General features: G+C 55.0%; 10 protein-coding genes. 5 read left to right on the plus strand and 5 right to left on the minus strand.

Features of this window, described 5'->3' with window-relative positions:
• The first annotated feature begins 28 nt into the window (after positions 1–28).
• The 3 genes from QNH99_RS01805 to malQ all read left to right on the plus strand — a co-directional run bounded on the left by QNH99_RS01805 (position 29) and on the right by malQ (position 5,428).
• Positions 29–787: a DeoR/GlpR family transcriptional regulator gene (locus QNH99_RS01805; protein WP_063877527.1), complete on the plus strand. Its 759-nt coding sequence runs from the start codon at positions 29–31 to the stop codon at positions 785–787.
• A 153-nt stretch (positions 788–940) separates the two neighbouring features.
• Positions 941–3,346 carry a maltodextrin phosphorylase gene (gene malP / locus QNH99_RS01810; RefSeq protein ID WP_109717813.1) on the plus strand — a complete coding sequence of 802 codons (2,406 nt, stop codon included), beginning with the start codon at positions 941–943 and terminating at the stop codon, positions 3,344–3,346.
• 9 nt (positions 3,347–3,355) lie between these two features.
• A complete protein-coding gene (gene malQ, locus QNH99_RS01815) occupies positions 3,356–5,428 on the plus strand; it encodes a 4-alpha-glucanotransferase (RefSeq protein ID WP_410517240.1) in 2,073 nt (690 codons plus the stop codon).
• A 39-nt stretch (positions 5,429–5,467) separates the two neighbouring features.
• Here malQ and nfuA read toward each other — a convergent pair whose 3' ends face one another.
• Positions 5,468–6,043, minus strand: coding sequence for a Fe-S biogenesis protein NfuA (gene nfuA, locus QNH99_RS01820; protein WP_063877524.1), 576 nt, complete (start codon positions 6,041–6,043; stop codon positions 5,468–5,470).
• Between the two features lie 58 nt (positions 6,044–6,101).
• Positions 6,102–6,782 carry a DNA utilization protein GntX gene (gene gntX / locus QNH99_RS01825; protein WP_109717811.1) on the minus strand — a complete coding sequence of 227 codons (681 nt, stop codon included), beginning with the start codon at positions 6,780–6,782 and terminating at the stop codon, positions 6,102–6,104.
• Between the two features lie 34 nt (positions 6,783–6,816).
• Between gntX and bioH the strand changes: the two genes are divergently transcribed.
• Together bioH and QNH99_RS01835 are read left to right on the plus strand one after the other, a co-directional pair.
• The gene (bioH, locus tag QNH99_RS01830) at positions 6,817–7,593 is read left to right on the plus strand and encodes a pimeloyl-ACP methyl ester esterase BioH (RefSeq protein WP_283355578.1); all 777 of its coding nucleotides are present in this window, start codon (positions 6,817–6,819) and stop codon (positions 7,591–7,593) included.
• Between the two features lie 169 nt (positions 7,594–7,762).
• Positions 7,763–8,032: a YdgH/BhsA/McbA-like domain containing protein gene (locus QNH99_RS01835; RefSeq protein ID WP_063881049.1), complete on the plus strand. Its 270-nt coding sequence runs from the start codon at positions 7,763–7,765 to the stop codon at positions 8,030–8,032.
• On the opposite strand, the gene QNH99_RS01840 is transcribed toward QNH99_RS01835, so the two are convergent.
• From QNH99_RS01840 to greB, 3 genes are all read right to left on the minus strand, one after another.
• Positions 8,033–9,718, minus strand: coding sequence for an alpha-amylase family glycosyl hydrolase (locus QNH99_RS01840; RefSeq protein WP_063877521.1), 1,686 nt, complete (start codon positions 9,716–9,718; stop codon positions 8,033–8,035). It lies immediately after the preceding gene.
• A 307-nt stretch (positions 9,719–10,025) separates the two neighbouring features.
• Positions 10,026–12,350, minus strand: a complete 2,325-nt coding sequence (locus QNH99_RS01845) for a Tex family protein (RefSeq protein ID WP_410517241.1) — start codon at positions 12,348–12,350, stop codon at positions 10,026–10,028.
• Positions 12,351–12,449: 99 nt separating this feature from the next.
• Positions 12,450–12,926: a transcription elongation factor GreB gene (gene greB, locus QNH99_RS01850; RefSeq protein WP_096011057.1), complete on the minus strand. Its 477-nt coding sequence runs from the start codon at positions 12,924–12,926 to the stop codon at positions 12,450–12,452.
• Between the last annotated feature and the right edge of the window lie 138 nt (positions 12,927–13,064).

Below are 13,064 nucleotides of genomic sequence, written 5' to 3' on the forward strand. Positions count from 1 at the left end.
AAGAATAAGCCCGAAACAGGAGAGGAATGTGAAGCAGACGCAACGTCATGACGCCATTATTGATCTGGTTCGGCGTCAGGGATATGTCAGTACTGAGGAGCTGGTCGATCATTTTGAGGTCAGCCCACAAACGATTCGTCGTGATTTAAACGACCTTGCCGATCAAAATAAAATTCAGCGCCATCACGGCGGCGCGGCCTTGCCTTCCAGTTCAGAGAATACCGCCTGGCAGGATCGCAAGATGATGTGGTCAGCAGAGAAAGCGCGTATTGCACAGCGGGTTGCCAGCCAGATACCGGACGGCGCAACGCTGTTTATCGATATCGGTACCACGCCGGAAGCCGTGGCTCATGCGTTGCTAAATCACAGTGATTTACGCGTGGTGACCAATAACCTGAACGTGGCAATGCTGTTGATGGGCAAGCCAGACTTCCGGGTCATTATCGCTGGCGGAGAAGTGCGTACCCGTGATGGTGCGGTCATGGGGGAAGCGACGCTCGATTTTATTTCACAGTTTCGCCTCGATTACGGCATCCTCGGCATCAGCGGTATCGATATGGACGGCTCATTGCTGGAGTTCGACTATCACGAAGTCCGCACCAAACGCGCCATTATCGAAAACTCGCGCTGCGTCATGCTGGTCGTCGACCACTCTAAATTTGGCCGTAATGCGATGGTCAATCTGGGCAACATGAGCCAGCTTGATTATCTCTACACCGATAAAATGCCGCCTGACAGCATTATGAAAGTTATTGAACAGCATGAGGTTCATCTTGAGCTTTGCTGACCCCTCTACGCCAGTTAGACAACTGGCGTTTTTCAAACCTGCCTGTCGCTTTTTTCTCCACTCACGTATTTAATGAATAGGGTCGCTGGCAATATTGCTGGCCCATGTGCATTCCATTTTTGCTTCACCCATATGGATACAGAAGGGAGTGATATGCCACAGCAGAAATTCAACAAATCCCGTTTTCAGGCTGCGTTAACCCGTCACTGGCAGCATCTTGGTTTCTCCTCCGCAAGGCAAATGACATCCCACCAGTGGTGGCAGGCTATCAGTGCCACAGTAAGTGAACTGCTCAATGCGCAACCGACCGTCCGGGGCGCGACACCACAGCGCCACGTGAACTATCTTTCCATGGAGTTTCTGCTGGGACGTCTTACGGGAAATAACCTGCTGAATTTAGGTTGGTATGATGAGGTCAAATCCCTGCTGGCTGAATATCAGGTTGAATTAAGCGAATTACTGGAAGAAGAGGTCGATCCGGCATTGGGCAATGGCGGCCTCGGCAGGCTGGCGGCCTGTTACATGGACTCGATGGCGACGGTTGGGCAGCCCGCCACTGGGCATGGGCTTAACTACCAGTACGGTTTGTTTCGTCAGCGCTTTGAAGAGGGGAAACAGGTTGAGGCACCCGATGACTGGGAGCGCGAGACCTATCCCTGGTTTCGTCATAACGCCGCGCTGGATGTCCGCGTCGCGATGGGCGGAAAAATCATAAAGCAGGATGACGGGCGTAAAGTGTGGGAGCCCGCCATATATCTTCGTGGAGAAGCCTGGGATTTACCGGTAACGGGTTATCGCAATGGCGTCACCCTGCCGTTGCGGCTGTGGAAAGCCACCAGTGAGCATCCCTTTGACCTGACCCTGTTCAACGACGGTAAGTTTTTACAGGCTGAGAAGCAGGGGATTGATGCCGCCAGCCTGACCAAAGTGCTCTATCCCAATGACAATCATCCCCAGGGTAAACGCCTGCGTTTGATGCAGCAATATTTTCAGTGTGCCTGTGCGGTTGCCGATATTCTGCGTCGCCATCATCAGGCGGGCAGAAGCATTCATGCCCTGCCGGATTTTGAAGTGATTCAGCTTAACGATACGCATCCCACTATCGCCATTCCGGAGATGCTGCGTCTGCTGCTGGATGAGCACCAGTTAAGTTGGGATGAAGCCTGGCATATCACCAGCCGCGTGTTTGCTTACACCAATCACACCTTAATGCCCGAAGCCCTGGAGCGCTGGGATGAGAAGCTGATGCGCAGCCTGCTGCCGCGCCACATGATGATTATCAAAGAGATCAATCGTCGCCTGAAGCAGCAGATAAAGCAGCGCTGGCCTGATGACAAAGCGCTTTGGAACAAGCTGGCGGTGGTCGCCGACGGTCAGGTCAGAATGGCCAACCTCTGCGTCGTCAGTGGTTTTGCGGTGAATGGCGTGGCTGCACTGCATTCCGGGCTGGTCGTGACGGATCTTTTCCCCGAGTACCATCAGCTCTGGCCACAGAAGTTTCATAATGTCACCAACGGCATTACGCCACGCCGCTGGATCAAGCAGTGTAATCCCGCGTTAGCGGGGCTGATTGATGAAACCCTGAAGCGTGAATGGGTCAATAACCTGACCGCGTTGCAGGGGCTGGAGCCTTTCGCCGACGATCCCGCTTTCCGTCAGCGCTTTCGTGCCGTTAAGCAACATAACAAGGCGCGTCTGGCCACTTACATTGCGCAGCGCACCGGCATTGTGGTTAACCCGAACGCGATTTTTGACGTGCAGATCAAACGTCTGCACGAATACAAACGCCAGCATCTCGGCCTGCTGCATATCCTGCACTGCTATAAAAACGTCCGCGACAACCCCAACGATGCCAGTATTATCCCCCGCGTGTTTCTGTTTGGCGCTAAAGCTGCACCGGGCTATTACCTGGCAAAAAACATTATCTATGCCATCAACAAGGTGGCTGAGGTGGTGAATAACGACCCGCTTGTCGGCGACAAACTCAAAGTGGTTTTCATTCCTGATTACCGCATCACGGCAGCCGAATATCTGATTCCCGCTGCCGATTTGTCAGAGCAAATTTCAACGGCGGGCTATGAAGCGTCCGGCACCGGCAACATGAAGCTGGCGCTAAATGGCGCGCTGACGATTGGCACGCTGGATGGCGCAAACGTGGAAATTGCGGAGCAGGTCGGCGCAGAAAATATTTTTATTTTCGGCAATACCGTGGATGACGTTAAAGCCCTGAAAGCCGGAGGTTATAAGCCGCAAAAAGTCCGTAAGCACAACAAAGAACTGGATGCGCTGCTGACGTCACTGAAAAAAGGGAAGTTCAGTCATGGCGATAAGCATGCATTCGACCTAATGTTGGATAGCCTGACAAAAAATGGCGATCCCTGGCTGGTGCTGGCGGATTATCAGGCTTATATCGATGCGCAAAAACGGGTTGAGGCCTTGTGGCGTGATCAGGAAGCCTGGACGCGCGCGGCGATTCTTAATACGGCGCGAACCGGTATTTTTAGTTCGGATCGATCGATTCGGGACTACCAACAGCGCATCTGGCAGGCGCAACGCTAAGGAATTGCGATGAAATCTACGTCACTTGATAAAGCCGCACTGGCGGCGGGAATCGCGCTCACGTATTTCGATGCGAACGGTGAACCCGAAGCCATCAGTGATGACACCAAGCGCGCCTTACTGGCCGTGATGGAGAACCCGCAGAAAGCCGGTAAATCCCCGCTGCCGCCCGTCGTTGTCTTCAGTGGCAATCGTCAACGCGTGCTCACGCCTGAGCTCGACGGCAGCATAAACTGGCAGTTACAGACGGAAAAAGGAAAGACTTTTAGCGGATCGCTGACGGGCGGTGAAGCCTTTACGTTGCCTTCCCCTTTGGGACAGGGCTATCACCAACTTACCCTGAGCAAGGGGAAACGTCAGTGGCACACGCGCGTGATCATTACACCGCGCCGTTGCTATCTGCCTCCGGCCTTGCGCGCCGGAGAGAAACGCTGGGGCGCGCTGGTTCAGCTTTACACCGTGCGTTCCGGTAAAAACTGGGGCATCGGTGATTTTGGCGATCTGGAAACCCTGCTGGAGCAGCTTGCCGCTCGCGGCGGCGACTTTGTCGGACTCAACCCCTTGCATGCGCTCTATCCGGCCAGCCCCGCTTTTGCCAGTCCTTACAGCCCCTCATCGCGTCGCTGGCTGAATATCATCTACATCGATGTGTCACAGGTTGCCGATTTTCAACAAAGCAGCGCAGGTCAGAAGTGGTGGAAAAGTGCCAAAACCCAAAAGGCGTTAAATCAGGCCCGCGAAACCGAGTGGGTGGATTACGACGCCGTCATGGCACTGAAAATTACGGCATTACGTCACGGCTGGGCACAGTTTCAGGCCCGGGGTGCAGACGATGAGCAGAAGCGGCAGTTTGCAGCGTTTATCCAGCAGGGCGGGGACAGCCTGCGTTATCAGGCTGCCTATGATGGCCTGCAGATTGAAATGCAGGGCAAAGGTGCCGCGCACGCCGGCTGGCCGGCATGGCCTGAGGGCTGGCGTAACAGCCAGTCTTCTGACGTTCAGGATTGGTGCGCACAGCACGCGGATGAGATTGCCTTCTGGCAGTGGTTGCAGTGGCTGGCTCAGCAACAGTTTTCTCAGTGCTGGGCGCGGAGCCAGGCGCTGGGAATGAGCGTGGGGCTGTATCGCGATCTGGCCGTCGGCGTGGCGGAGGGCAGTGCCGAAACCTGGCACGATCCCGAGCTTTATCGCCTCAAGGCGTCCATCGGCGCGCCGCCTGACAGACTTGGCCCGTTGGGACAAAACTGGGGACTGCCGCCAATGGACCCTCACGTATTGCAGGCCAGGGGCTATCAGCCTTTTATCGATATATTGCGCGCCAATATGCGTGACTGCGGTGCATTACGTATCGATCACGTGATGGCTCTGCTACGTCTCTGGTGGGTCCCGGCAGGGGAAACGGCGGATAAAGGCGCGTACGTCGCTTACCCGGTGCACGACCTGCTTGGCATTCTGGCTCTGGAAAGCCAGCGCCAGCGCTGCATGGTGATTGGCGAGGACTTAGGCACCGTACCCAAAGAGATCGTCAGTCTGCTCCGCGACAGCGGCGTGTTTTCCTGGAAAGTGTTGTGGTTTGAGCAGGAAAAACAGGGCGATTATCGCGCGCCACAGCATTATCCACGCCAGTCCATCGCCAGTGCCAGTACGCACGATCTCCCTACGCTGACCGGCTTCTGGAGTGCAGGCGATTTGCAGCTTGGTGAGAAAATCGGGCTGTATCCTGACGCGCAAACGGTACTCAATTTGCAGCAGCAGCGGATGAAACAGAAACAGGCGTTACTCGACGCGCTGCATAAAGCGGGAGCCGTGCCGGCGCGTAGCGCAAAACGGGCGGATTCTCTGGCGATGACGGCTGAACTGAATCAGTCCGTTCACCGTTTTCTGGCGGACACAAACAGTGCCCTGCTCGGGCTGCAGCCAGAGGACTGGCTGGGGATGACCACGCCGGTGAATGTGCCGGGAACGGTGGAGCAATATCCCAACTGGCGGCGTAAGCTGGCCCAACCGCTGGAAAGCATCTTTGCCGATGAAGAGGTGAATAAACTGCTGAAAACCGTGACCAAACGACGTAAGGCGGGATAGTGTCAGGACGCGCGACAGCGAGGCTGTCGCGCGGATACATCAGTAGAAGGAGTGCTCGCCGCGCTGGTGTTCGGTGATATCGCGCACGCCTTTCAGCTGTGGGAAGGCCGCCAGCAGTTCTTTCTCAATGCCATCCTTCAGGGTGACGTCAATCATCGAACAGCCGTTACAGCCGCCACCGAATTGCAGAATCGCAAAACCGTCTTCGGTGATTTCCATCAGCGAAACGCGACCGCCATGACCGGCCAGTTGCGGGTTAATCTGAGCCTGTAACAGGTATTCAACGCGCTCGACCATGGGCGCATCATCGGACACCTTGCGCATTTTAGCGTTAGGCGCCTTAAGCGTCAGTTGCGAACCCAGGTTATCCGTCACGAAGTCGATTTCAGCGTCTTCCAGATAAGGCGCGCTCAGCTCATCAACATAGGCTGACAGCTTTTCAAACTTCAGTTCAGTATCAGTCGCTTCCACCGCATCAGGTGGGCAGTAGGACACACCGCATTCGGCAGTTGGCGTACCCGGGTTAATCACGAATACGCGAATCTGGGTGCCATCTTCTTGTTTGGATAGCAGTTTTGAAAAATGCTCTTGGGCAGAATCAGTAATTCGGATCATGTCATTTGCTCAATAGTTGACTAATTTAGTTGGTTATAATACGCCCATCATCCAGGCTCTACAAGGTACGGCACAGGCACCAGACTTGCACGCTGGCTGCGCCTCGCCTGTGTAGCAGGCGGCTAATTTCTCTTACCGTGCTGCCGGTCGTGACCACATCATCGATTAAGGCAATATGGCGGCCGGTCACATCCGTTTCAAGGCAAAACGCGCCGCGTAAATTGCGGCGACGCTGACGGGCACTTAACTGATGCTGAATGGCGGCTGCGCGCTGACGGGATAACGCCTGGCTGAATTCGCAGCCCAGCCAGCGTGACAGCGGTGTTGCCAGCAGGGCTGTTTGATTGTAACCGCGCCACCAGCAGCGTTGTGAATGCAGCGGAACACACATCAGTAAGTCGGGACGAATGGCCTGTCCTCTGCGATACGCATCCAACCAGCTTAGCAAAAGCAGCCGGGCCAGCATCACCCTAAGTGCGGTAATGCCCGAGAATTTTAATTGATTCACCCAGGAACTGAGCGGTGGCTGATAATGGCTGACGCAGACTAACGCCTGCCAGGGCGGCGGTTTACGCAAACAGCGGCCGCAGGACAGGCTGCCTGATGCGGCTGGCAGGCCGCAGCGTGGACAGCGTGACGGCAGGCGAGGTAACTGACGCATACAGACGCAGCACAGGCCATGCAGCGCGATGCGCAGCGGCAACTGACATAGCCAACACAGGGCAGGCATTGGTAGCATAGTGACCTCCTTATCAATCATGGAATAGTAACGGATGAGCTCACTTTACTGGCATACCTGTGGCGAAGGCGATGACGATCTTGTGCTGCTGCACGGCTGGGGACTGAATGCGGAAGTGTGGCAAAACATTGTGCCGCGACTCAGCGCACAATATCGTCTGCACATGGTCGATCTGCCAGGCTATGGCCGCAGCCAGGGCTTCAGCGCCCTGTCGCTGGAACAGATGGCGCAGGCACTGTTGCCCCGTCTGCCGCCGCGCGCCGTTGTCCTGGGTTGGTCGCTTGGCGGGCTGGTCGCCACGCAGTTGGCGTTGAGCGAGCCAGAACGGTTGCGTGCGCTGATCACGGTGGCCTCTTCGCCCTGTTTTACCGCCCGTGATGACTGGCCAGGTATTGCTCCCTTAACCTTGCATAACTTCCAGCAGCAGCTCAGCCACGACTTTCAGCGCACCGTGGAGCGTTTTCTGGCGCTGCAGACGATGGGAACAGAAACCGCACGTGCCGATGCGCGCAAACTCAAAGACATTGTTTTGTCGCAGCCTGTGCCTGACGTGGCGGTACTCAACGCTGGGCTGACAATACTGAGCGACGACGACTTACGGGACAGGCTTACCGCCATTAGGCTGCCCTTTCTGCGGATATATGGCGCGCTGGATGGTCTGGTACCGCGCCGTATCGCGCAACAACTGGACGCGTTGCTGCCGATGTCGCCTTCTGTCGTGATGGACAAAGCCGCCCACGCGCCCTTTATTTCGCATCCTGATGCGTTCTGCCAGCAGATTGTGTCTTTTATCAGCCAATTAGACAGATAACCGCTGCCGTAACTGGCAAATTTCTGCACAGCGACAATACTTCATGAGTGAGCAAGGCCGCTGCACTTCTATGCGATTAGTCAGGGAGATGACTATGCCGTTCGATATAGCCTTAAGCGATTTGCGGCTGCTTACATCTCAACAATGGATCATGAATGAGGGTAGACAAATGAAGGTTATGAAATGGGTCGTTGCATCAATGATGATGGGCGCAGTGTCATTCTCTGCTTTTGCGGCGAAAGAAGTCACCAAAGAAGAAGTGCAGAAGATGAACCTGACCAAAATCGGCACCGTGAATACCACGGCAGAAACCACCTCGCCGATGGATGCCAAGAAGAAGCTGTCCGAAGCAGCTGACGAGAAGGGCGGCAAGTATTTCCTGGTGATCGCCGGTCGTGAGCACGGTAAGTTCAGTGCGACAGCGGAAGTTTACAAGTAATTATCGTAGCCACATGAATTGCCAGGCATCCAGCGTTACTGGCTGGGTGCCATCAATCTTCTCACCCCTTATCACATCCTGAAAAAGGTGCGCCTCCGGTAACTGCGCCTTGACCTGCCTGCCACTAAGATTGAAAACACAGAGCAATCCCTCACCACTGTCTGGATGATAGCGTTTCATCATCAGTAGCGCATTGTCGCTCTGAAATATCATCACTGGATTATCTGGGTGAAAGGCCGACAAACGCCGACGCTGCTGAATCAGTTTGCTTAGCTGTGTATAAACCTGATGGCGTAAGCCGCTGCTGTTTACCAGCGCGTCTTCGATCACGGAGAGCGGGTACTTTTGCCGGTTAATCGCGCGGTTATGCCCTGCCTCACGCACGCCGTCATAATCATTACGTGAACCCAGTATGCTTTGGATATAGATCGCTGGCACACCGGGGAAGGCCAGTAAAATAGCATGTGCCAGCATAAAGCGTCTGAGGCGCGTTTCATCGTCATCATCTTCACGGTTAAGCGCGTCGAAATAGGTGACGTTGATTTCATAGGGGCTGGTGGTGCCGTCGGGGTTATTTTTATAGGAAATCAGTGCGCCTTCCAGCGCCAGATCGCGCACCAGGGCCGTAATCTCGACTTCAGATAAAATTCCGCGAGCCGGATTCAGGCCTATGCCATCGTGCGAGGCCAGAAAATTAAAAAAGGTTGTGTTGCCCTTGCCCACTTCCAGGGTGCTGGCCCATTGACGCAGTGCACGAGCCGAGCCGGTGTGAATGGCGTGCAGTACCAGCGGCGGCAGAGAAAACTGATAGACCATCTGGGCTTCGTCTTGCCCGTTACCAAAGTAGCTGATGTTGTCTTTATGTGGCACGTTGGTTTCCGTGATGATAACAGTGCCTGGTGCGACGACATCGGCAATGGCGCGAAACAGTTTGACCAGCAGATGGGTTTTTTCCAGATGAATACAGCGGGTGCCTGGCGTTTTCCACATGTAGCCCACCGCATCCAGCCGCACATAGTCCGCCCCACGTTTCAGATAGTCGAGTAAGACCTCAACCATGCGCATGAGCACTCTGGGACTGGCAAAGTTCAGGTCAATCTGATCGGCGCTGAACGTGGTCCAGATAAACCGGATTTCACCGTTCGCCAGCGTGAACGGCGTCAGCAGCGGCGACGTACGGGGTCGCGTGACTGCACTGAGATCGGTGCTGGGCGGCAGACTAATAAAAAAATCATCCCAGCCCTCATCCTGAGCCAGATAATGTTTAAACCACGCGCTGTGTGCCGACATATGGTTACAGACAAAATCGAACATCAGGCGTGTTTCCTGATGCAGCAAGGCAATGTCGTGCCAGTCGCCACACAGCGGATCGACCTGATGGTAATCAATGACCGAAAAACCGTCGTCGGACGAATAGGGATAAAACGGCAGGAGATGCACCAGCGGAAAGGTGGATTGCAGATGCTGCTGATAAAAACGCGAAAAGGTGTTGAGTGTGGGTTTACCCGGCTCGCGAAACTGATCGGCATAGGTAATCAGCACCACGTCCTGCTCATCCCAGTGCGCCTTTCTTGGCAGCTTGTTCGTGTCGCGGGCCTCGACGATCGCGGCGAGCAGGCGTTCACGCATGGCCTCAGGAAAGGCATCGTCATAAATCTTATCGATTAAAGCAGTGATCTTTTCCATGTAAAAGGGTGCCACAGCAGGTGTCGTTATTATGACGGGCGTCTTTTTAGCGTAGCGTCAGGGTGGGGATTTTCAACTTAATCGTGCAAGGTCGGTCTGAAAAACCGCTGAAAAGCCGTCAGCGTGAAGCGGACGATCCATCACAAATACTGCAGGCATCGCGCGGTAAACCACGTCTGGTTGCTGGGTTTAGCGCGTTCAGGTAAACCGAATCAGCCGCGAGACAGGGGATAATGACGGTGGGGGCAGCAATGACAGTCACCTCCACCCCGACAGCAGGGATAAGAGGTGACTGCGTGGTTTTTATCTAGCGTTTTTTACCCAGTGCCGCCGCGAGAGCGTCACCCATGGCGCTATTGCCTGCGGGCTGGCTGACGGGACGTGGGCGGCCCTTATTGGCGGCCGGACGTTTTTCTTCACGTGCCGTATTGCTCTTACCACCCCGGGCATTCCCTTCACCCGGCTGCTCGTCAAGGCGCATGGTCAAGGCAATGCGCTTACGTTGCAGATCCACTTCCATCACTTTGACTTTAACGATGTCGCCCGCTTTGACGACCTGATGAGGATCTTCCACAAACTTGTCTGACAGCGAAGAGATATGCACCAGGCCATCCTGATGCACGCCAATATCGACGAACGCACCAAAGTTCGTGACGTTAGTGACGGCACCTTCCAGTATCATGCCCGGCATCAGATCGTTCATGGTTTCCACGCCCTCGGCAAACTGCGCCGTTTTAAATTCAGGACGAGGATCGCGGCCCGGCTTTTCCAGCTCTTTCATGATGTCGGTAACGGTCGGTAAGCCAAAGCGGTCGTCGGTAAAGTCCACCGCTTTCAGGTTACGCAGGCTGGTGGGATTGCCCATCAGCGCATTCAGCGCCTGCTCGGTCGCCGCCAGAATACGCTCGACTACCGGATAGGCTTCCGGGTGCACCGTTGAAGCATCCAGTGGATTGTCGCCGTGGTTAATACGCAGAAAGCCCGCGCACTGCTCAAACGCTTTAGGCCCTAAACGGCTGACCTTGAGTAGCTGCTGGCGGTTCTGGAAACGGCCATTCTCATCACGCCAGCCCACAATATTTTGCGCCATCATACGGGTTAACCCGGCCACGCGCGTCAACAGCGGAACCGAGGCCGTATTCAGATCGACACCGACGGCGTTCACACAGTCTTCTACCACCGCATCCAGTTTTTTCGCTAACTGGCTCTGGCTGACGTCATGCTGATACTGACCTACGCCGATCGATTTCGGATCGATTTTCACCAGCTCGGCCAGGGGATCTTGCAGACGACGGGCGATCGAGACCGCGCCACGCAGTGAGACATCAAGATCCGGGAATTCCAGCGCGGCTAATTCAGACGCAGAGTAAACCGAAGCGCCGGCTTCGCTGACGATAACTTTCTGTGCCGTGACCTGTGGGAACTGCTTTTGCAGATCCAGGAAGAAACGCTCGGTTTCACGTGAGCCCGTGCCATTGCCGATGGCCACCAGTTCGACCTGATGTTTCACGCACAGCGCCGCGACCGCAGCGGCTGCTTTGGCGGTTTGTCCGGTATGCGGATAGACCGTGTCGGTAGCAACCACCTTGCCGGTCGCGTCAACCACGGCAACTTTCACACCGGTACGCAGGCCGGGGTCCAGGCCCATCGTGGCTCTCATGCCCGCAGGTGCCGCCATTAACAGGTCGTGCAGGTTACGGGCAAAGACGTTGATGGCCTCATCTTCAGCGCGCTCACGTACGGTGCCCATCAGCTCGGTTTCCAGATGCAGCATAACCTTGATGCGCCATGTCCAACTGACCACGGCTTTGCGCCAGCTGTCGGCCGGTGCATTATTCAGTCGCAGATTCAGGTGCTCTGTAATCAAGGTTTCGCCGTGGCTTTCGCGCGGAGGCTCATCAAACTGGGGATCGGCATTCAGCGACAGCTGTAACACACCTTCATTGCGACCGCGCAGCATGGCCAGCGCGCGATGTGATGGAACGCTGTGCAGCGGCTCATGGTGATCGAAATAGTCGCGGAATTTAGCGCCTTCTTCCTCTTTCCCTTCCACCACTTTTGAAACCAGGTGGGCGTTTTTCCACAGATAGTGACGGACTTTAGCCAGCAGCGCGGCATCTTCAGCGAAGCGTTCCATCAGAATGTAACGCGCGCCATCCAGCGCGGCGCGGACATCAGCGACGCCGTTATCTGCATTGACATAGCCTGCCGCCACCTGCTCAGGATCTTGTGACGGGTCCTGCCATAACGTGTCGGCCAGCGGTTCCAGCCCGGCTTCAATCGCAATCTGTCCACGTGTACGGCGCTTAGGTTTATAGGGCAGGTAGAGATCTTCGAGTTCGGTTTTGCTGAGGGTGGTATTGATGGCATTCGCCAGTTCGTCGGTGAGTTTTCCTTGTTCCTCAATGGATTTCAGGATGGCCTGCCGACGCTCGGATAATTCACGCAGGTAGCTGAGGCGGGTTTCGAGCTGGCGGAGCTGTGTGTCATCCAGGCCGCCCGTCACCTCTTTACGATAACGTGCAATAAACGGCACGGTATTCCCTTCATCCAACAGGCGGACGGCCGCATCAACTTGCTCGGGGCGCGCCTGTAGCTCACTTGCAATTAGCTGGCTAAGAACATTCATCATCGGACTATTTTGCTTTCTGGGTTGAGAAATAGCCGATAGTTATACGGATTGATGGCTGAAATTGCCAGAGAAGTGGCCCGCTTTCAGCGATATTCTGAATCAGGCTTCAATATAACTAATTTCATTAACATACCAGCATGCCGGGCCGGCTGGCGTCTCGACCACAGCTGCGTCGCCGACCGCTTTTTTTAACAGTGCGCGGGCCATGGGCGAGTCAATGGAGATGTAATCCTTGCGGCCAAAAATCTCATCGTAACCCACGATTCGAAAGCGCTTGATGTCGCCGTCGTCGTTTTCGACTTCAACCCAGGCACCAAAAAACACTTTGCCGTCCTGCTGCGGCGAGTAATCCACAATGCGCAGTTGCTCAATGCTTTTGCTGAGATAACGGACACGGCGGTCAATTTCACGCAGGCGCTTCTTGTTGTATTGATAATCCGCATTTTCACTGCGGTCGCCAAGGCTGGCAGCCCAGGTCACTTTTTTGGTGACTTCAGGTCGCTCTTCACGCCACAGGTGATCGAGTTCTGCTTTTAAGGTATTAAAACCTTCACGCGTAATCAGTCGGGTTCTCATGGTACAGCAGCCGGTAAAATCGAAAGTGCTTCAGTGTAAAGCAAATCAGGCGTGGCGAAAAAGAGGTGGGAAAAGGGTTTTTTACGGATCAAAAAACCCTTGTACGGCTTTTGCAGGGGACGGCACGGCCTTAGTCAG

The sequence above is a fragment of the Pantoea allii genome, from assembly GCF_046529425.1.
GTDB lineage: Bacteria > Pseudomonadota > Gammaproteobacteria > Enterobacterales > Enterobacteriaceae > Pantoea > Pantoea allii.